The 19,668-nt window shown below is 72.8% G+C and carries 19 protein-coding genes; 7 read left to right on the top strand and 12 right to left on the bottom strand.

The window, feature by feature from the left end; genetic code table 11:
- Nucleotides 1-100 precede the first annotated feature (100 nt).
- The 4 genes from ACIOJE_RS20300 (at nt 101) to ACIOJE_RS20285 (ending at nt 3,738) form a co-directional block, all read left to right on the top strand.
- Nucleotides 101-1,828, top strand: coding sequence for a DEAD/DEAH box helicase (locus tag ACIOJE_RS20300; protein WP_400777693.1), 1,728 nt, complete (start codon nt 101-103; stop codon nt 1,826-1,828).
- 306 nt (nt 1,829-2,134) lie between these two features.
- Complete coding sequence (locus tag ACIOJE_RS20295; protein WP_280674296.1) at nt 2,135-2,848, top strand: ricin-type beta-trefoil lectin domain protein; 714 nt, start codon at nt 2,135-2,137, stop codon at nt 2,846-2,848.
- A 261-nt stretch (nt 2,849-3,109) separates the two neighbouring features.
- Nucleotides 3,110-3,331: a type II toxin-antitoxin system VapB family antitoxin gene (locus ACIOJE_RS20290; protein WP_280674295.1), complete on the top strand. Its 222-nt coding sequence runs from the start codon at nt 3,110-3,112 to the stop codon at nt 3,329-3,331.
- Nucleotides 3,328-3,738, top strand: coding sequence for a PIN domain-containing protein (locus tag ACIOJE_RS20285; RefSeq protein ID WP_280674294.1), 411 nt, complete (start codon nt 3,328-3,330; stop codon nt 3,736-3,738). Before ACIOJE_RS20290 ends, ACIOJE_RS20285 begins: the two co-directional genes overlap by 4 nt.
- Before the next feature lie 13 nt (nt 3,739-3,751).
- Here the strand turns inward: ACIOJE_RS20285 and ACIOJE_RS20280 are convergent, their stop codons facing one another.
- The 11 genes from ACIOJE_RS20280 to ACIOJE_RS20230 form a co-directional block, all read right to left on the bottom strand.
- A complete protein-coding gene (locus tag ACIOJE_RS20280) occupies nt 3,752-4,498 on the bottom strand; it encodes a sirohydrochlorin chelatase (RefSeq protein ID WP_400777690.1) in 747 nt (248 codons plus the stop codon).
- 21 nt (nt 4,499-4,519) lie between these two features.
- Entirely contained in the window at nt 4,520-5,425 is a 906-nt protein-coding gene (locus tag ACIOJE_RS20275; RefSeq protein ID WP_280674292.1) for an ABC transporter permease, read from the bottom strand.
- Nucleotides 5,412-6,215: an ABC transporter ATP-binding protein gene (locus ACIOJE_RS20270; RefSeq protein ID WP_400777687.1), complete on the bottom strand. Its 804-nt coding sequence runs from the start codon at nt 6,213-6,215 to the stop codon at nt 5,412-5,414. The genes ACIOJE_RS20275 and ACIOJE_RS20270 overlap by 14 nt, the downstream gene beginning before the upstream one ends.
- Before the next feature lie 152 nt (nt 6,216-6,367).
- Nucleotides 6,368-7,477 carry an aliphatic sulfonate ABC transporter substrate-binding protein gene (locus ACIOJE_RS20265; protein WP_400777722.1) on the bottom strand — a complete coding sequence of 370 codons (1,110 nt, stop codon included), beginning with the start codon at nt 7,475-7,477 and terminating at the stop codon, nt 6,368-6,370.
- A 313-nt stretch (nt 7,478-7,790) separates the two neighbouring features.
- Complete coding sequence (locus ACIOJE_RS20260; RefSeq protein ID WP_400777685.1) at nt 7,791-9,107, bottom strand: sulfate adenylyltransferase subunit 1; 1,317 nt, start codon at nt 9,105-9,107, stop codon at nt 7,791-7,793.
- On the bottom strand, nt 9,108-10,046 hold the full coding sequence (gene cysD, locus ACIOJE_RS20255; RefSeq protein ID WP_280674289.1) for a sulfate adenylyltransferase subunit CysD: 939 nt from the start codon (nt 10,044-10,046) through the stop codon (nt 9,108-9,110).
- The gene (gene cysC / locus ACIOJE_RS20250; protein WP_400777683.1) at nt 10,043-10,645 is read right to left on the bottom strand and encodes an adenylyl-sulfate kinase; all 603 of its coding nucleotides are present in this window, start codon (nt 10,643-10,645) and stop codon (nt 10,043-10,045) included. Before cysC ends, cysD begins: the two co-directional genes overlap by 4 nt.
- A 34-nt stretch (nt 10,646-10,679) precedes the next feature.
- The gene (locus ACIOJE_RS20245) at nt 10,680-11,378 is read right to left on the bottom strand and encodes a phosphoadenylyl-sulfate reductase (RefSeq protein WP_400777681.1); all 699 of its coding nucleotides are present in this window, start codon (nt 11,376-11,378) and stop codon (nt 10,680-10,682) included.
- Entirely contained in the window at nt 11,362-11,541 is a 180-nt protein-coding gene (locus ACIOJE_RS20240; RefSeq protein WP_280674287.1) for a hypothetical protein, read from the bottom strand. The genes ACIOJE_RS20245 and ACIOJE_RS20240 overlap by 17 nt, the downstream gene beginning before the upstream one ends.
- Nucleotides 11,538-13,262 (bottom strand): nitrite/sulfite reductase, encoded by a 1,725-nt coding sequence (locus ACIOJE_RS20235; protein WP_400777680.1) that lies wholly within the window; start codon nt 13,260-13,262, stop codon nt 11,538-11,540. Before ACIOJE_RS20235 ends, ACIOJE_RS20240 begins: the two co-directional genes overlap by 4 nt.
- 197 nt (nt 13,263-13,459) lie before the next feature.
- Nucleotides 13,460-13,543, bottom strand: a complete 84-nt coding sequence (locus tag ACIOJE_RS20230) for a putative leader peptide (protein WP_329492070.1) — start codon at nt 13,541-13,543, stop codon at nt 13,460-13,462.
- A gap of 178 nt (nt 13,544-13,721) precedes the next feature.
- Here ACIOJE_RS20230 and ACIOJE_RS20225 point away from each other — a divergent pair, with 178 nt between their 5' ends.
- Entirely contained in the window at nt 13,722-15,017 is a 1,296-nt protein-coding gene (locus tag ACIOJE_RS20225) for a YihY/virulence factor BrkB family protein (RefSeq protein WP_280674285.1), read from the top strand.
- 206 nt (nt 15,018-15,223) lie between these two features.
- On the opposite strand, the gene ACIOJE_RS20220 is transcribed toward ACIOJE_RS20225, so the two are convergent.
- Nucleotides 15,224-16,870: an FtsW/RodA/SpoVE family cell cycle protein gene (locus ACIOJE_RS20220; protein ID WP_400777678.1), complete on the bottom strand. Its 1,647-nt coding sequence runs from the start codon at nt 16,868-16,870 to the stop codon at nt 15,224-15,226.
- Nucleotides 16,871-17,172: 302 nt separating this feature from the next.
- Between ACIOJE_RS20220 and ACIOJE_RS20215 the strand changes: the two genes are divergently transcribed.
- Both ACIOJE_RS20215 and rsgA read left to right on the top strand, forming a co-directional pair.
- Entirely contained in the window at nt 17,173-18,168 is a 996-nt protein-coding gene (locus tag ACIOJE_RS20215) for a cytochrome c oxidase assembly protein (RefSeq protein WP_400777676.1), read from the top strand.
- A 307-nt stretch (nt 18,169-18,475) separates the two neighbouring features.
- Entirely contained in the window at nt 18,476-19,621 is a 1,146-nt protein-coding gene (gene rsgA / locus ACIOJE_RS20210) for a ribosome small subunit-dependent GTPase A (protein WP_400777674.1), read from the top strand.
- Nucleotides 19,622-19,668: the final 47 nt, after the last annotated feature.

Below are 19,668 nucleotides of genomic sequence, written 5' to 3'. Positions count from 1 at the left end.
CGGGCCCTCGCCCATGCCGCCGTACGGCCGGGGCGGCGATCTTCCCACCGACGGCCGACCAGTCCCTGACCGGGGCTGCCGACCGACGTACGGAGATTTCGTGACCACCCCTGCCCGCCCGCCGCGCGACCGCGCCGCCCGCAGCACCGACCAGACCCGCCGCGGCGAGAACCCGCGCCGCACCGGCAACGCCGGCCGCGCCGAGAACCCGGAGCGCGCCCGCCGCGGCGAGAACCCGCGTGCCACCGGCAACGCCGAGCGTTCGCGCAAGCCGCGCAACCGCACCGGCGCCCCCAAGAACACCCGTGCCGCGGCCGTGTCCGAGCCCGCCGACTTCACCGTCGTCGAGGGCACCCCGGCCCGGCCCCCGGCGGAGACCTTCGCCGAGCTCGACCTGCCCAAGGCGATCCTCAGCGCGCTCACCCGCGAAGGCGTCACCGCGCCGTTCCCGATCCAGGGCGCCACCCTGCCGGACTCGATCGCCGGCCGCGACGTGCTGGGCCGCGGCCGCACCGGCTCCGGCAAGACCCTCGCCTTCGGCCTGCCGCTGCTCGCCCGTACCGCCGGCCGCCGCGCCGTCGCCCGGTACCCGCTGGCGCTCGTCCTGGTCCCGACCCGCGAGCTGGCCCAGCAGGTCACCGAGGCGCTCACCCCCTACGCGACCGCCGTCAACCTGCGGATCACCACCGTCGTCGGCGGCATGTCGATCAACCGGCAGTCCAACGCCGTCCGCCGCGGCACCGAGGTCCTGGTCGCCACCCCCGGCCGGCTCGACGACCTGATCGGGCGCGGCGACGTCAACCTCTCCGACGTCACCGTCACGGTCCTCGACGAGGCCGACCAGATGGCCGACATGGGCTTCCTGCCGCAGGTCAGCAAGCTGCTGGAGCAGGTCGCCGAGGGCGGGCAGCGGATGCTCTTCTCCGCCACCCTGGACCGCAACGTCGACCGCCTGGTCAAGCGCTTCCTGACCGACCCGGTGACCCACTCGGTCGACCCGTCGGCCGGCGCGGTCACCACCATGGACCACCACGTCCTCCAGCTCGACCCGGCCGACAAGGCGTCGACCACCGCGCACATCGCCTCCCGCGACGGGCGGGTGATCATGTTCGTGCACACCAAGCACGGCGCCGACCGGCTGGCCAAGCAGCTGCTCGCCAACGGCGTCAGGGCCGCGGCCCTGCACGGCGGCAAGTCCCAGCCGCAGCGCAACCGGGTGCTGGACCAGTTCCGGGACGGAAACGTCACCGCGCTGATCGCCACCAACGTCGCCGCCCGCGGCATCCACATCGACGGCCTCGACCTGGTCGTCAACGTGGACCCGCCGGTCGACCACAAGGACTACCTGCACCGCGGCGGCCGCACCGCCCGGGCCGGCGAGTCCGGGACGGTCGTCACCCTCGTGCTGCCCGAGCAGCGCCGCGAGGTCAACCGGCTGATGACGGTCGCCGGCATCCGCCCCACCGTCACCAAGGTCCGTCCCGGCGACGCCGACCTCGCCAAGATCACCGGCGCCCGCACCCCCAGCGGCGTCGCGGTCGCGGTCGCCGTCCCGGTGCCCGCCGAGGCGCCCGCCGCCAAGTCCGAGGCCAAGGCCGGCAACCCGCGCCGCCGCCCCGGCAAGCGCTCCGGGCTGCCCGCCGACGTCGACATGAACGGCAACCCGCGCCGCGCCCGCCCCAAGCAGCGCCTCGGCGCCGCCGCCCAGGGCGACCGCCCCCAGGCGGCCGGCTTCATCGGTCGCTCCTCCGGCCGGGCCAAGCCCGGCAGCGGCGCCAAGTCCGGCTCCAACTACGGCACCGGCCGCCAGCGCCGCACCTTCGACTGACGGTCGTCCGAGTCCCGCCGAACGGGCCCCGCGGCCTCCCCGCACCAGGGGGAGGCCGCGGGGCCCGTTCCGCGTTCCGGGGCGGGGCCGGCGGGCGCGACGCCGCTGTCCGCGCGGTGAAACTGCCGCCCCGGACGACGTCGCAGTCCAGCGCCGGTCACCCCGGCAGCTGCCGTCGAACTGCCGTTGACGGTCGCCCACGGGCCCCCGAGTCTTTCCCGTGGCCCACACATCCGTCGCACCGTCACCACGGAGCCGCGGAGGGTGAGTCGACACCACTCGCCGACCGGAAGGACGACCGTACCGATGCGCCGCACCTCCGCACTGCTGACCACCGCCCTGCTCGCCGGGGCCGCCGCCCTGGTCGCCCCGGCCACCTCCGCCCAGGCCGCGCCCGCCTGTTCCGCCTACGTCGCGGGCTGGAACGCCGTGGGCACCTGTACCGGCCTCGACCCGATGCAGACCTGGTCCGTCACCGCCAACTGCTCCTACTGGAACGCCGACCACACCGTGCAGTTCTTCCGCCCCGCGTTCGGCGGCGTGGCGATCGGCGACGGCACCGCATCCGCCGCCTGCGGCATCGGCGACACCGTCATGTTCCCGCGCGTCCTCCTGGGCGCCGTGCCGCCCGCGGGCCCGACCGGCCAGATCACGGGCTACGCGAGCAAGTGCGTCGACGTGAAGGGTGCCAACGTCGGCAACGGCACCCCCGTCCAGATCTACGACTGCAACAACTCGTGGGCGCAGAAGTGGCGGATCGGCGTCGACGGCACGATCCGCGCCCTCGGCAAGTGCCTGGACGTCTCGGGCGGCGGCACCGGGAACGCCACCAAGGTCCAGATCTACGACTGCAACGGCACCGGCTCCCAGCAGTGGCAGGCCCGTCCCGACGGCTCGCTGCTCAACCCGCAGTCCGGTCGCTGCCTGGACGACCTCGGCTTCTCCACCGCCAACGGCAACCAGCTGGGCATCTGGGACTGCAACGGCGCCGACAACCAGAAGTGGAACCTGCCGGTCTGACGACCCGTCCGGTCCGCCGCCCCGGAACCCCGCCGGGGCGGCGGACCGGCGGCTCGGACCGCCGACCCCACCCCCACCGCCGTCATGGCGGGCCCGGCCGGCACCCTCTACCAGCTATCCGGCGGCCTCGCCGCCTCCGACACCGGCCACCCGGCGGACACCTTCACCCTCCGCCGGATCTCACCGCCTCCATGACCCTCCCCGATGTTGGTGAAGTACAGTGGTATGTACATCACCAACATCGATCGACGGAGGTGCCGAATGTCCGTGACACAGATCGACATCGACGAAGAGGCGCTGGAACGGGCGATGGCCCTGGCCGGAGTGCGCACCAAGAAGGACGCCGTCAACCTCGCGCTGCGCTTCTACGCCGATCAGCAGGAGCGCGCGGCCCGCATCGGCCGCCATTTCGAGCGGGCACGGCACTGGGGAGCCGTCGAGCACGCCGAGCGGCTGCACCAGGCCGAGAAGGACGCTCGGTGATCTACCTCCTCGACACCTCCGCACTGTTCCGGCTGCTGCGTGAGCCGAAGCTCCAGACCGCTTGGTACGACGCGATCGACGCCGGGTCGATCGCGTCGTGCTATCCGCAGCGGGCCGAGTTCCTCTACAGCGCGCGCGACGGCCGGGAGTACGACGAGATCTCCGAGATGTTCGCCGAGCTCTACCCGGATGTCTCGGTGCCCAAGAGCGCGGGCCGCTGGATCGACACGGTGCAACGGCGGATGGCGCTCGCCGGGCAGCACCGGAGCGCCTCCGCCGTGGACCTCGTGATCGCGGCGACGGCCGCGCACCACGGACTCACGGTTCTCCACGACGACGCGGACTACCGGACCGTGGCGCGGCACGCCGCCGACCTCGGCGAGCACAGCGTCCTGGACCACGCCTGAGCCGGCACCGGGCTCAGGCGGTGAGGGCCGGGGCCGTCGGTGCGGCCCGGCGCGCGGCGTCGTAGCGCTCCAGCAGCAGGGTGGCGAGTTCGGGGGCGGGGCCGAGCACGCCGGCCACGACGTCCGCCCCGGTGGCCCCGGACGTCCCGGTCGAGGCCTCGGCGATGCGGTCGGGCAGCAGGCCCGGGGCCAGCAGGTAGGGGGAGACGGCGGTACGGGCGACGCCGGCGGCGCGCAGGGCGGTCAGGGCGTCCGGGACGCGCGGGCCGCCCGCGGAGGCGTAGGCCACCTCGACGGCCGCCCAGCCCCGGCTGCGGCGCCACTCGGCGGCCACCGCGCGGGTGGCGGCGTCGGCGGCCGGGTCGGAGGAGCCGGCCGCCGCGAGCACGACGCCGGTCCGGGCCCGGACGGCGGGCGAGGCGAGGTCGGGCCCGGCCTCGGCCAGCCGCCGGTCCAGCGCGGCGAGCAGCAGCGGGGAGGGGCCGAGCACGTCCGCCACCGGCAGCCGGGAGCCGGCGGCCCGCAGCGCGGCGGGGACGTCGTGCTTGGCGTGGTACGCCCGGTTGAGCAGCAGCGGGACGGCCACCGCGTCGTCGAGCCGCCCCACCACCTGCGGGATGCGCGGCGCGCAGTGGTCCAGGTACGCGGTGGCGACCTCCAGCCCGGGGCGTTGCGCCCGCACCCCGTCGACGAGCGCGGCGACCGTGGCGGCGTGCCGCGGATCGCGGCTGCCGTGCGCGATGAGGAGGAGTGCGGGCATGGCGGGAGTCCTTGCTCGGTCCTACTTGGAGGTGGCCAGCAGGCCGCGGTTGCGCAGCACCCGGCGCTCGACCGGGGTGAAGACCAGCAGCTCGATGGCGATGCCGACGAACAGGATGAGGATGATGCCGAGCAGCACCCCGGACATGTCGGAGAACTCGCGCTGGTCCTCCAGGAACCGGCCCAGGCCGCGGCCGAGGTCGGGGGAGGAGGCGACCAGTTCGGCGGCCATCAGGGAGCGCCAGGAGAACGCCCAGCCCTGCTTGAGCCCGGCCAGGTAGCCGGGCAGCGCGGCGGGGATCAGTACGTGCCGGGCGCCGGTGAGACCGGTGGCGCCGATGGTGCGTCCGGCGCGCAGGAACAGCGGCGGCACCTGGTCGATGCCGGCGACCAGGCCGTTGGCGATGGAGGGGACGGCGCCGAGCAGGATGACCGCGTACATCATCTGGTCGTTGATGCCGAGCCAGATGACCGCGGCCGGCACCCAGGCGACCGACGGCAGCGACTGCAGGCCCTGCAGGACCGGTCCGATGGCGGTGCGCACCGGGCGGACGCGGGCGACGACCAGCCCGATCGGGGTACCGATGACGACGGCGAGCAGGAAGCCGGACAGGCCGCGCCAGACGCTGGTCCAGATGATCGAGAACAGGGTGCCCTGGTACCAGAGGTCCTGGGCGGAGTGCCACACGTCCGTCGGGCTGGGCAGCTTGTAGGAGGAGGTGAGGTGCAGGCTGTACGCGCCCTGCCACAGGGCGAGCACCACGAGGACGCCGATCAGTGGCGGCAGCGCCTTGCTCCGCAGCGCCTCGCCGAGCGAGCCGCGCTGGGCCGAGACGGTGTCGAGGGCGTCCAGGCCGGCGCCGACGCCCGCGGTGTCGGTGGCGGCCTTGCGCAACTCCAGGACCGGGGTGGTGTCAGTGCTGGCCATGGCGACGGATCTCCCCACGCAGTTCTTCGGTGATCTCGATGGACAGGTCGGCGACGCCGGAGGACTCGATGCGGCGCGGCTGCGGCAGGTCGATCCGCCACTCGCGGGCGACCCGGCCGGGGCGCGAGGAGAGCAGGACGACGCGCTGGGCGAGCCGCACGGCCTCGCGCACGTTGTGGGTGACGAACAGGACGGACAGCTGCCGTTCGGCCCAGATCCGGGTGATCTCGTCGTGCAGCACGTCGCGGGTGATGGCGTCGAGCGCGGCGAACGGCTCGTCCATCAGCAGCACCTTGCTGCCCTGGGCGAGCGCGCGGGCCATCGCGACGCGCTGGCGCATGCCGCCGGACAGCTCGTGCACGCGCTTGCCGTACGAGCCGCCCAGGCGGACGAGTTCGAGCAGGCGCTCGGCCTCGGCGCGGCGCTCCGGGCGGGGGACGCCGGCGAGCTTGAGGGCGAGTTCGATGTTGCGGCCGGCGGTGAGCCAGGGGAACAGCGCGTGCTCCTGGAACATCAGCGCGGGGCGACCGCCGGGCACCTCGATGGCGCCCGCGGTGGGCTTGTCGAGGCCGGCGACCAGGTTGAGCAGGGTGGACTTGCCGCAGCCCGAGGCGCCGAGCAGCGTGACGAACTCACCGGGCGCGACGTCGAGGGTGATGTCGTCCAGGACGTGGGTCTGCGCGCCCGGGCGGCCGAAGGACTTGTGCACGTGCGAGATCCGGACGGCGGGTGTGGCGCCGCCGGCGTCGGCACCGGGGGTGTCCGCCGAGGTGGTCAGTGCCGGGGTCATCCGGACACCTCCTGCGTGAGTGGTCGGAGGCTGGCGAGGTGGGCCGGGGTCCGGCCCCGCCCGCCCCGGTGGGCATCGATCGGGGATCGACCGGGCGGGGGGCCGGACCGCGGAGTCGGGGGCGGACCGCGGAGTCGGGGCGGACCGCGGCGCTACTTGCCGCCGAGTCCGGCGTCCGCCACGGGGCCCTGGCCCTTGGCCGCGAGCACCTTGTTGAGCAGGGTGAGGTCGTAGATGCCGTTCAGGTTGGGCTTCTTGAGCAGCCCGGCGGTCACGGCGTGGTCGGCCTCGGCCTGCAGGGTGCCGGCCAGCGGGTCGTCGAGGAAGTCGACGTCGGCCCAGGCCGGGTCGAGGACGGCCGGCTCCAGCGCGTTGCCGGCCTCCTTCTTGATCGCCTCGTTGGCGTCGGCCTTGGCCTTGTCCGGGTTGGCCTTGATGAAGGCGTTGGTGTTCACCGAACCGCGCAGCACGGCCTCCACCACGTCCGGGTGCTCCGTGAGGAACTTCTGCGAGACGATGATGTTGGTGATCACGAACTTCTTGTCCGGCCAGACGTCCTTCTCGTTGAGCAGGACCTTCGCGCCGAGGGTGACCAGCTTGGAGGCGGTGGGCTCGGGCACCCAGGCGCCGTCGATGGAGCCCTGCCGGTAGGCGTCGGGGGTGACCTTGTTGTCGGTGCGCACCACCGAGACGTCGCCCGCGCCGGTCGCCGCGTCGATCTTGTAGCCCTTGCCCGCCAGGTAGTTGAGCAGCGCCACGTCCTGGGTGTTGCCCAGTTGCGGGGTGGCTATCTTCTTGCCCTTGAGGTCTTCCAGCGAGGAGATCTTGTCCGGGTTGACCACCAGCTTGACCCCGCCGGAGGCCGAACCGCCGATGATCTTCAGGGACTTGCCGTCGGACTTGGTGTAGCCGTTGATCGCGGGGGAGGGGCCGATCCAGCCGATGTCGATCGACCCGGCGTTGAGCGCCTCGATCTCGGACGGGCCCGCGTTGAAGACCTGGGTCTTGATCTGGGTGGCGCCCAACTCCTTCTGGAACAGCCCCTCCTGGAGGCCGACCAGCGCGGTGCCGTGGGTCAGGTTGGCGAAGTAGCCGATCTTCACGGTGTCCGCGGAGAGCTTCGCGCCGGAGGCGGCGGCCGAGCCGGAGGTGGAGTCGGCGGCGTTGGACTTCTTGTCGTCCGCCTTGGAGCCGTAGCTGCAGGCCGACAGCAGGGTCACGGCGGTCAGGCCGGCCACCGCGGCCACGGCGGAGCGTCTGATCCGGCCGGCGTTCGGGCGGACCGGCCTAGGCGAGAGGGCGCTGCGGGCGGGTGCCTGGTTCGGTGCCAAGGGTGGGTCCTGTTCATGGACGGACCGTCAGGAAGCGGTCCTGGGACGGAAGTTCTGGTGTGGCGCTGGCGGCATCGTCGATGCCGGGCAAGCCGGGCCGGCTGCGGGGGAGCCGGCCCGGTGACGGGGCGTTCTCAGCCCCGTCGGCCCACACATCGGGTCAGGCCGCCCTGGCCGCTGCCGAGGACGCCGCTGCCGATGCGGCCGCCTTCCTTGTCCATGCCCGAGAACGCCTCGCTGGGCATCAGACCCAGTCCTCCTCGGCGGGTTCGGTGGCGCGTACGGTCGCGAAGGCCTCGCCCGCCATGCCGGCGGTGAGGGTGGTGCCGTCGGCCGGGTCGATCAGCAGGAACGAGCCGGTGCGGCGGTTGTCGCGGTAGGTGTCGAGGGCCAGCGGCTCGGCGGTGCGCAGCACCACGTGGCCGATGTCGTTGACGGTCAACCCCTCGGCGCCGGAGCGCTGTTCGAGGGTGTCGATGTCGATCCGGTACGTGATGTCCTTGACCAGCGCGCGCACGGTGCGGGTGGTGTGCTTGAGCAGTACCTTGTCCCCGGCGCGCAGCGGGCGCTCGTTGAGGTGGCTGACGGTGGCCTCGATGTCCTTGGTGGGGACGGGGGCCGGGCCGGCCGCGAGCAGGTCGCCGCGGGAGACGTCGAGGTCGTCGGTGAGGCGGACGGTGACGGACTGGGGCGCCCAGGCGAGCTGCGTCTCCTTGTCGAGCGCGTCGATCCCGGCGACGGTGGTGGTGTGGCCCGAGGGCAGGACCGTCACGGCGTCGCCGACCCGCAGCACGCCGGAGGCCAACTGGCCGGCGTAGCCGCGGTAGTCGGGGTGCTCCTCGCTCTGCGGGCGGATCACGTACTGGACCGGGAAGCGGGCCGGTTCGGCGCTCGGGTCGCTGCCGACCGGGACGGTCTCCAGGTGCTCCAGCAGGGTCGGGCCGCCGTACCAGTCCATGTGCGCGGACGGTTCGACGACGTTGTCCCCGGCGAGGGCGGAGATCGGTACGGCCACCACGTCGCCCACGCCGAGCGAGGCGGCGTAGGCGGTGAACTCCTCGGCGATGGCGGCGAAGACGGGCTCCGCGTACTCGACCAGGTCCATCTTGTTGACGGCCAGCACCACATGCGGCACCCGCAGCAGCGCGGCGACGGCGGCGTGCCGGCGGGTCTGCTCGACGACGCCGTTGCGCGCGTCGACCAGGACGACGGCGAGTTCGGCGGTGGAGGCGCCGGTCACCATGTTGCGGGTGTACTGCACGTGCCCGGGGGTGTCGGCGAGGATGAACCGCCGCCGGGGGGTGGCAAAGTAGCGGTAGGCGACGTCGATGGTGATGCCCTGCTCGCGCTCGGCGCGCAGGCCGTCGGTGAGCAGCGCGAGGTCGGGCGCGTCCTGGCCGCGGCCCAGGGAGACGCGCTCGACGGCCTCCAGCTGGTCGGCGAGCACCGACTTGGAGTCGTGCAGGAGGCGGCCGACCAGGGTGGACTTGCCGTCGTCGACGGATCCGGCGGTGGCGAAGCGCAGCAGGGAGGTGGCGGTGGTTTCCTGGACGGTGCTCATTTAGAAGTATCCCTCGCGCTTGCGGTCTTCCATCGCGGCCTCGGACAGCTTGTCGTCGGCCCGCGTGGCGCCGCGTTCGGTGAGGCGGCTGGCGGCGATCTCGGCGATCACTGCCTGGATGTCGGTGGCGTCGGAGTCGACGGCGCCGGTGCAGGACATGTCGCCGACGGTGCGGTAGCGGATCAGCCGCCGCTCGACGGGCTCGTCATCCTTGGGGCCGCCCCACTGGCCGGCGGTCAGCCACATGCCGCCGCGGGAGAAGACGTCGCGCTCGTGGGCGTAGTAGATCTCCGGGAGGTCGATGCCCTCGCGCTCGATGTACTGCCAGACGTCCAGCTCGGTCCAGTTGGACAGCGGGAAGACGCGGACGTGTTCGCCGACCGCGTGGCGGCCGTTGTAGAGGGACCACAGCTCGGGGCGCTGGCGGCGCGGGTCCCAGGCGCCGAACTCGTCGCGCAGGGAGAAGACGCGCTCCTTGGCGCGGGCCTTCTCCTCGTCGCGGCGTCCGCCGCCGAACACCGCGTCGAAGCGGCCCTTCTCGATGGCGTCGAGCAGCGGGACGGTCTGCAGCGGGTTGCGGGTGCCGTCCGGGCGCTCGCGCAGCCGGCCGTCGTCGATGAAGTCCTGGACGTGGGCGACGTGCAGGCGCAGGTGGTGCTCGGCGACGACGCGGTCGCGGTAGGCGATGACCTCGGGGAAGTTGTGCCCGGTGTCGACGTGCAGAAGGGAGAAGGGCACGGCGGCCGGGTGGAAGGCCTTGAGTGCCAGGTGCAGCATGACGATGGAGTCCTTGCCGCCGGAGAACAGGATCACCGGGCGCTCGAACTCCCCCGCGACCTCGCGGAAGACGTGCACCGACTCGGCCTCCAGCGCGTCCAGGTGGGACAGCGCGTACGGGGTGTCGTCGGTGCGGACCGGGCTGTCGGTCGCGGTGGTCATGCCAGACCCCTCTCGGTCAGGAAGGCGTGCAGCTCGGCGGCGGACTCGGCGACCGCGCGGCCCTGCGTCCGGATCCGCAGCTCCGGCTTCTCCGGAGCCTCGTACGGGTCGTCCACGCCGGTGAGCCCGGTGATCTCGCCGGCGGCCTGCTTGGCGTACAGGCCCTTGACGTCGCGTTCGGCGCACAGCTCGACCGGGGTGGCGACGTGGATCTCCAGGAACTCGGTGCCGGCCGTGGCGTGCCGCCCGCGCACGGCGGCGCGGGAGTCGGCGAACGGGGCGATCACCGGGGCGAGCACCTTGACGCCGTTGGCGGCGAGCTTCTCGGCGACGAAGCCGATCCGGGTGACGTTGGTGTGCCGGTCCTCGCGGGTGAAGCCGAGGCCCTTGGAGAGGAACTCGCGGATCTCGTCGCCGTCCAGGACCTCGACCTTGTGGCCCTCGGCGCGCAGCCGCTCGGCCAGGGCGAAGGCGAGCGTGGTCTTGCCCGCGCTCGGCAGCCCGGTCAGCCACACGGTGGCGCCGCGCTCGCGGGGGGCGGCCGCGGGGGCCGCCTCCGCGGCTCCGTCGGCGGCGGCCGGGGTGTCGGCTGTGGTCACTTTTCGAAGTCCTTAGGGAGTAGGTGGCAGGTGGTCAGAGGTGGATGCCGCACTCGGTCTTGCCGGATCCGGACCAGCGGCCGGCCCGGGCGTCCTCGCCCTCGGCGGGCTTGCGGGTGCAGGACAGCGGCGAGCAGCCGATCGAGGTGTAGCCCTCCCACAGCAGCGGGTTGAGCAGCACCCCGTGGGCGGCGACGTAGGCGTCCACGTCCTCCTGCGTCCACCGGGCGATCGGGGCGATCTTGACCTTGCGGCGCCTGGCGTCCCAGGAGACCACCGGGGTGTTCGCCCGGCTCGGGGACTCGTCGCGGCGCAGCCCGGTGGCCCAGGCGTCGTAGCCGCCGAGGCCGCGGTTGAGCGGCTCGACCTTGCGCAGCGAGCAGCACAGGTCCGGGTCGCGGTCGTGCAGGTTCGGCCCGTGCTCGGCGTTCTGCTCGGCGACGGTGCGCAGCGGCGTGAGGGTGATGACGTTGACCGGCATGGTCGCGGCCACCGCGTCGCGGGTGCCGATGGTCTCCGGGAAGTGGTAGCCGGTGTCCAGGAACACGACGTCCACGCCGGGGAAGACCGAGGAGGCGAGGTGGGCGACGACCGCGTCCTCCATCGAGGAGGTGACGCAGAAGCGCTTGCCGAAGGTGACGGCGGCCCAGGTCAGGATCTCCTGGGGCGTCGCCTCCTCCAGCTCGCGGCCGGCCCGGGCGGCTGTCTCCTCGCCATCAATCACGTTGCTCATGTGACGCACCCCCGTGGTTCGTCGGAGACAGCAGGCCGAGGAACTTCAACTGGAAGGCGCGGCGGCAGCCGTGGCATTCCCAGGCCCCGTGCCCGGCCTCGGAGGGGCGCAGATCCTCGTCCCCGCAGTAGGGGCAGAAGAACGGGGCGGCGCGTTCGCTCACGACAGCTGCTCCTCGCCGGCGCGGGCCGCCCACTGGGCGAAGCGCTCGCCCTCGGCGCGGTCGGCCTGGTAGCGGGTCAGGAGGCGCTCGACGTAGTCGGGCAGGCCCGCCTTGGTGACCTTGAGGCCGCGGACCTTGCGGCCGAAGCCGGCCTCCAGGCCGAGCGCGCCGCCCAGGTGCACCTGGTAGCCCTCGACCTGCTCGCCGTTCTCGTCCGAGACCAGCTGGCCCTTGAGGCCGATGTCGGCGACCTGGATGCGGGCGCAGGCGTTCGGGCAGCCGTTGATGTTGATGGTCAGCGGCTCGGCGAAGTCCGGCAGGCGCTTCTCCAGTTCGTCGATGAGCGTGCGGCCGCGCTCCTTGGTCTCGACGATGGCGAGCTTGCAGTACTCGATGCCGGTGCAGGCCATGGTGCCGCGGCGGAACGGCGACGGGGTGACCCGCAGGTCCAGCGCCTCCAGGCCGGCCACCACCGCGTCGACCTGGTCCTCGGCGACGTCGAGGATCAGCATCTTCTGCTCGGCGGTGGTGCGCAGCCGGCCGCTGCCGTGCGCGGCGGCGAGGTCGGCGATCCGACCCAGCAGCCGGCCGTCGACGCGGCCGACGCGCGGCGCGAAGCCGATGTAGTACTTGCCGTCCCGCTGCCGGTGGACGCCGACATGGTCGCGCCAGCGGCCGCTGGGCTCCTGCGGCGCGGGGCCGTCGACCAGCCGGTACTTGAGGTACTCGTCCTCCAGCACCTGACGGAACTTCTCCACGCCCCAGTCGGCGACCAGGAACTTCAGCCGGGCGCGGTTGCGCAGCCGGCGGTAGCCGTAGTCGCGGAAGATGCCGATGACGCCGCCGTAGACGTCGGCCACCTCGTCCAGCGGGACCCAGGCGCCCAGGCGCACGCCCAGCTTGGGGTTGGTGGAGAGGCCGCCGCCGACCCACAGGTCGAAGCCGGGGCCGTGCTCGGGGTGGACCACGCCGACGAAGGCGACGTCGTTGATCTCGTGCGCGACGTCCAGCAGCGGGGAGCCGGAGACGGCGGACTTGAACTTGCGCGGCAGGTTGGAGAAGTCCGGGTTGCCGATGAAGCGCCGCTGGATCTCCTCGATGGCGGGGGTGCCGTCGATGATCTCGTCCTCGGCGATGCCGGCCACCGGGGAGCCGAGGATGACGCGCGGGGTGTCGCCGCAGGCCTCGGTGGTGGACAGACCGACGGCCTCCAGCTTCCGCCAGATCGCCGGGACGTCCTCGATCCGGATCCAGTGGTACTGGACGTTCTGGCGGTCGGTCAGGTCGGCGGTGTTGCGGGCGTACTGCTCGGAGACCTCGGCGATCGCCTTCAGCTGGGCGACCGTCAGCCGGCCGCCGTCGATGCGCACGCGCAGCATGAAGTACTCGGCGTCGAGCTCGTGCGGGTCCAGGATCGCGGTCTTGCCGCCGTCGATGCCCTCCTTGCGCTGGGTGTACAGACCCCACCAGCGCATCCGGCCGCGCAGGTCGGCGGGGTCGATCGAGTCGAAGCCACGGTGCGCGTAGATCGTCTCAATACGTGTCCGCACATTGAGACCGTCGTCGTCCTTCTTGAACTGCTCGTTGGCGTTCAGAGGAGTGAAGTGGCCCATGCCCCACTGGCCCTCGCCGCGGTGGCGGGTCGCCTTGCGCGTCGCCGCGGGGCGGCGCGCGGCGGCGCGGTCGGCCGTGGGCTCGGCGGTCTCGGGAGTGGTGGCCATGGTGAAGTCCTTCGAGGCAGGTGGCTCTGACGCCGGGTGGGTCGCTGGGCGTGCTCGGCGGTGCGCTGCTGCTGTGACCTGCGGGTTTTCCCAGGGCCGGGAGAGCAGTGACCGTGACCGGGCGGGCGCCTGCACGTCCGATTCAGCGGGGACGGCGAGGAGGATGGCGCCGGGGGCGGTGGTGCGGCGGGGTGGGCTCAGATCACCGGACAGATGGCGCTGGACACGCGAAGGAGATCGACGTGGAGTCGACCTACTAGGGTGGTTCCGGCGCTCGGCATGGCAAGAGATTCGCACGGCGCGGGACCCGCGGTCCACTAACATCCGCATGATGGACGCTGAAGTTTCGCCATGTGAGACTCCCGGCCATTCCCGCCGCTCCCCGCGTCGGCGCCCGGCCACGCGCCCGCACCCCGGGGGAGATCAACCGGGCCGCCCCGGCCCGATACCGTTAGTCCTGTGGAAGCAGCAGGCGATACGAGCAGACCGAACCCCGAACGGCCCTCCCGGCGTCGGGGCAAGGGCGCCAGGCGTGCGGCCAAGCAGGCCACCTGGCACCGCACGGCGTGGGAACTGGTCAAGGACACCACCAACACCTGCGTCGAGTACCGGGTCACCGGCCTCGCCGCGGAGGCCGCCTTCTTCACCCTGCTGTCGATCCCGCCGCTGCTCCTCGGACTGGCCGGCACCCTCGGCTACCTCGACGAGTTCCTCGGCGCCGGCACCATCGACCGGCTCAAGCACGACATCGTCTCGGCCTCCGGGACGGTCCTGTCGGACTCGTCCGTCCGCGAGATCGTGGTGCCCCTGCTGAACCAGGTGTTCGACCGCAGCCGGCCCGACCTCGTCTCGATCGGCTTCCTGCTGTCGCTGTGGTCCGGCTCCAGGGCGCTCTACATCTTCATCGACACCATCACCGTCATGTACGGGCTCGACGGCAAGCGAGGCATGGTCAAGACCCGGCTGATGTCGCTCGGCCTCTACCTCGGCGCCCTCGTCATCGGCTCCCTGGTGCTGCCGCTCCTGATGGCCGGACCCGGACTGGTCGAGAACGCCGTGCCCGGGATCGCCGGGCTGGTCGGCGCCGCGTACTGGCCGGTCGCCATCGTGCTGCTGATCGTCTCCCTGACCACCCTGTACCACCTGGCCGTCCCCGTCTCCACGCCCTGGCGCGAGGACATCCCCGGCGCCCTGGTCGCTCTGGTGGTGCTGGTCTTCTGCAGCGTGGCCCTGCGGATCTACCTGGTCAGCTCGGTCGAGGGCCCCTCGGTGTACGGCTCGCTGGCCGCGCCGGTGGCCGTGCTGCTGTGGATCTTCGTGGTCGCCCTGGCCGTCCTCATCGGCGCCGCCATGAACGCCGCCATAGACCGCCGCTGGCCCACCCTGGAGACCGCCGACGCGCGCGCCGAGAACGAGCGCGCCCACGAGGAGGCCGCCGCCGCCGTGGTCCGCGAGGTCGCCGCCCGGCGGGCCGCCGAACGGGCCCGGCGCGCCCGCGAACTCGGCCTCGCCGAGGGCGTCGAGGAGGAGTGGGGCGAGGAGGAGGCCGACGACGTCGAGGTCCCCTCCGAGTACCCCGAGCGCTGGGCCGACGTGCTGGCCGCCGAGAACGTCCGCGGCCGCCTCACCGCCCGCGGCGGGCCCCACCACCGGCCCGCGCCGCCCCCGCCGGACAGCGACCGGCCGACCGGGCCGCCGCCGGAGCGGCAGGCGCCGGACTACCCGCCCCGGCCGCCGTGGGAGCAGCAGCGGTAGGGGCTCCGGGAGCCACGACGCCACGACGGGCAGGGCCTCCTCCGCGGGATGCGGGGGAGGCCCTGTGCGTTTCCTGCGCGTTTCCTGTGCGGCCGTCACCGGGTGTTCGGCGGGTGCCGGGTGCGCGGGTGTCGGCCCGTGGGTCTGTCGGTCCGTGGGCCCGTCGGTCCGTGGGTCCGGGCGGGGCCCGGGTGGTCGGACGAGGGTCAGGCGGTGGCCGGGCTCGGCGGGAAGGGGGACTGCGGGGCCGGGGGGTTGCCGTACCCGTACGCGGACGGCTCGGCCGGGGCGTGCGGGCCGGCCGGGTCCGCCCCCGTCGGGTCCGGGCCGGCCGGGTTCACGGAGATCGGGGCCGTCAGGGTCGAGCCGCGGGGCGGGGTCGGGCCCGGGGCCGCCGGGGTCGAGCCGCCCGGGGCCGCCGACCGGTCGGCCGGTCCGGCCTGCGCCGGGAGCGGATCGGGGCTCGGCGGCGCCGGCTCCAGGGCCGTCCGTCCGGCCGAGTCGCTCAGCTTGATCAGCAGCGCCACGATCAGCCAGTTCGCCAGCAGCGACGAGCCGCCCGCCGCCAGGAACGGCAGCGCCTTACCGGTCAGCGGCACCAGCCCGCTCACCCCGCCGACCACCACGAACACCTGCAGCGCCAGCGCCGTCGACAGCCCCGCCGCCAGCAGCTTGCCGAACGGGTCGGTCAACCCGACCGCCGTCCGCAGCCCGCGCTGGACCAGCAGCAGGTACACCAGCAGCACCGCCGTCACCCCGGCCAGGCCCAACTCCTCGCCGATCGTGGTGAAGACGAAGTCGCTGCGCCCGGCGAAGCCGATCAGCCACGGTCGCCCCGAGCCCAGGCCCGTCCCGGTCAGGTGCCCGGTGCCCAGGCTGAACAGCGCCTCGGCGGGCTGGTCGGAGATGATCGCCGGGTCGTGGTGCTCCTTGTAGATGTCGAGCGGGTGCAGCCAGGCCTCGACGCGCCCGTGCACGTGCGGTTCCACGGTGCCGACCACCGCCGCTCCGCCGACCGCCATCAGCACGCCGAGCACCACCCAACTGGTCCGCTCGGTCGCCACGTACAGCATCACGACGAAGACGCCGAAGAAGATCAGCGAGGTGCCGAGGTCGCGCTCGAAGACCAGCACCAGCAGGCTGACCACCCAGATCGCCAGCACCGGGCCGACGTGCCGCCCGCGCGGCAGGGTCATCCCCCAGATCTTCCGGCCGGCCAGCGCGAGCGCGTCCCGGGACGCCATCAGGTAGCCGGCGAAGAAGATCGTGATCGCGACCTTCACGAACTCGTCCGGCTCGAAGGAGAGCCCGAACAGGCGGATCCAGCGCTTGGCGCCGAAGTCCTCCGCCCGGCCGGGGAAGAACGCGGGCGCCGCCAGCAGGATCAGTGCCCCCGTCATCAGCAGGTACACGTACCGCTGGAAGAACCGGTGGTGCTTGATCAGCACGATCAGCGCGATCGCCACCGCGACCGAGATGAACACCCACATCAGCTGCGAGGGCGCGGCCGGGAGCTTCTGGTAGTCGCCCTTCCTGGCGTGCGCCGCCGCGTAGGAGATGTCCAGCCGGTCCAGCAGCATCAGCCCGAAGCCGGTCAGGAAGACGCCCAGAGGCAGGATCAGCGGGTCCGCGTACGGGGCGAACCGCCGCACCGCCAGATGCGCCGCCCCGGCCAGTCCGCCCAGGGCCAGGCCGTGCACCAGCAGTCCGTGCGGCATCTTGCCGGTCAGTGCCAGATCGGCGTCGATGTGTCCCGCCAGACAGACGGCCACCGCGAGCGCCAGCAGGCCCAACTCGATGTTGCGGTGGCGCGTCGCCAGCCGGCGGCCCTCGCCGCGTGCAGTGCTGTGCACCCTTGTCGTCCCCTTGTCATCACCCGCGCGGCCGGTATCGCCGACGGTGCATCCTGCCAGACGAACGGGGTTCTCCGCCGGTTGCGATCCGAGGGGTATCGAGGCCGGAACTTTGCCTGGGCAAAGCTTTGTTCAGGCTTGGTAAAGCTTTGTTCAGCTGTGGGTATAGAGGTGGGCCCCGGGCGCGGCGGGCCCCGTCCGGGAGGCCATCATGGCCGGGCGCCGTGGTCCGACCCGCGGCGCCCGACGGCCGACCGGACGGCGCCGGCGGCGGCAGGGCGCGATACGAGGTGAGCGGACGGATGGACGGCGCGGTGCGAGTGCTCGCCTACAGCGGACCGCCGCCCTGGCAGTGGTCCGACCTGGCCACCTCGTGGACGGCCGAACCGCTCGTGCTCGCCCTCTCGGTACTGCTCGCCGGCTGGTACCTGTCCGCGGTGCGCGCCGTCCACCGGGCCGGCGGCGAGCGCTGGCAGCCGTCCCGCACCGCCGCCTTCCTCGGCGGGCTGCTGCTGTGGATCTGGTGCACCTGCTCCGGCCTCGGCGTGTACGAGCGGATCCTGTTCACCGACCGGGCCGTCCAGGTCGTGCTGCTGCTCATGGTCGTCCCGCTGCTGCTCGCCCTCGGCGCACCGGTCTCGCTGCTGGTCGCAGCCGCGCCGCCGGCCCGGCGGGAGCGGATCCTGCGGGTGCTGCGCAGCGGGCCGTCCAAGGTGCTGATGTTCCCGGCCGTCTCCACCGCGCTGCTGATGGCCCCGCCGTGGCTGCTCTACTTCACGCCCTGGTACGAGGAGTCGGTGTCCAGCGCGTTCGGGAACGTGCTGCTGCACCTGGCGCTGGTGCTGCTCGGCCTGGCCTACTTCTGGCCGCGGCTGCAGATCGACCCGGTCGGGCACGAGTACCCGCACCTGGTCGGGTTGTTCATCACCTTCGCCGAGGTGATCTTCGACGCGGGGCTCGGGCTGGTGCTGATCTACGGCGGCCACCTGGTCGCCGAGCACTACTACGTGGCGCTCGGGCGGCCGTGGGGGCCGAGTCTGGCGCAGGACCAGACCTGGGGCGGCAACGCGTTCTGGGTGCTGGGCGACCTGGTCGGACTGCCGTTCCTGGCCGCGCTGGTGCGGCGGATGGTGGTGCAGGGGCGGGAGGAGATCAAGGCCGTGGACGCCGAGCTGGACGCCCGCTTCGAGGAGGCGGCGGCCCAGGCGCAGGCGGCGGGGCTGCCGGTCGAGGAGGAATCGGGGATGCGGCCCTGGTGGCTGGACGACCCGAACCTCAAGCACCGGTACGGCGGGTAGGCGGCCCCAGCCCCGGCGCTTTTGCAGGGCCAATGTTGGCCCGTGCGCTCCGGTTGCCTCGCGTTTTCGCAGGTCAAAAACCGGTTGGTCCGGGCGGGTCGGTCGGCTAGCGTTTGTCGCGTCCGGTTCGGGGGCCGTTGTGGCCGCCCCGAGGAGTAGAGAGCAGGAGGTGGACCCCGTGGTCGTTGTCGCCCCGATAGCTGCCCAGGGCAGCACTCGCGTTCACCTCCTTTTCCCGGCCGCCGGCTGACCTTTCCGCGCCAGCCGCTGCCCGCCGGGATGATCTCCTCCCGAAGGGCCCACTGCGTTGTTCAACGCTGCCTCCGTTTCGTCGTCCTCTTTTTCTTCTCTTTCCTCGTTCTCCTTCGGTGACTCGCCGCTGCCGCTGCCGCTGTCCGGCTACGGCTGGACGGCAGAGCTCGCCGAGCAGTTCGCGCCGCTCGCCGAGGCCGGGCTGGTCCCGGCCCGGATCGTCCGGGTCGACCGCGGCCAGTGCGACGCCGTGCTCGCGGATCCGGAGACGGGCGAGCCGCGCACCGTCCGGCTCGACACCCGTCCGGTCGGCGACGCCGACATGATCAACTGCCCGTGCACCGGCGACTGGGCCGCCGTCGACCTGTACGCCCAGCCGATGGCGGCCGTGGTGGCGCTGCTGCCCCGCTCGACCGCGATCATCCGCAAGGTGGCCGGCAAGCGCTCCGACGGCCAGGTGCTGGCCGCCAACGTCGACACCGTCCTGATCGCCGCGTCCCTCGCGGCCGATCCCGACCTCGGCCGGATCGAGCGCTTCCTCGCCCTGGCCTGGGAGTCCGGCGCCGAACCCCTGGTCGTCCTCACCAAGGCCGACCTGGTGGACGACGCCGAGTTCATCCGCGCCGACGTCGAGGCGATCGCGCCCGGCGTCACCGTGCTCGTGGTCAGTGCCGAGACCGACGAGGGCATGGACGTGCTGCGCGCCTGCACGCCCGGCACCACGGCCGTGATCGGCCAGTCCGGCGTCGGCAAGTCCACCCTCACCAACGCGCTCGCCGGCGTCGAGGCGATGGCCGTCCAGGAGGCCCGCTCGGTGGACCAGAAGGGCCGCCACACCACGACCACCCGCGAGCTGGTCCTGCTGCCCGGCGGGGGCGTGCTCATCGACACCCCCGGGCTGCGCGAGGTCGGCCTCTACGGTGGCGAGGGCGTGGACCTGGCCTTCGCCGACATCGCCGAGCTGGCCGAGGACTGCCGGTTCCACGACTGCGGCCACCACACCGAGCCCGGCTGCGCGGTGCAGGCCGCGCTGGCCGACGGCACCCTGCCGCAGCGCCGGATGGACAGCTACCTCAAGCTCCAGCGCGAGAACGAGTGGATCGCCTCCCGCTCGGACGCCCGGGTGGCCAAGGCCCGGTTGAACAAGTGGAAGGCGATCACCAAGTCGATGCGAGCGGCGGGAGGTCCGGTGAAGCGCTGACCAGGCCCGCTCGGCTTGACCCCTCGCACCGATCGGCCGCCGTGCGG

Source organism: Kitasatospora sp. NPDC087861 (assembly GCF_044742585.1).
In the GTDB taxonomy this organism is placed as follows: Bacteria; Actinomycetota; Actinomycetes; order Streptomycetales; family Streptomycetaceae; genus Kitasatospora.
Note: the sequence above shows the minus strand (reverse complement) of the source record. Positions and strands in the feature narration are given on the sequence as shown.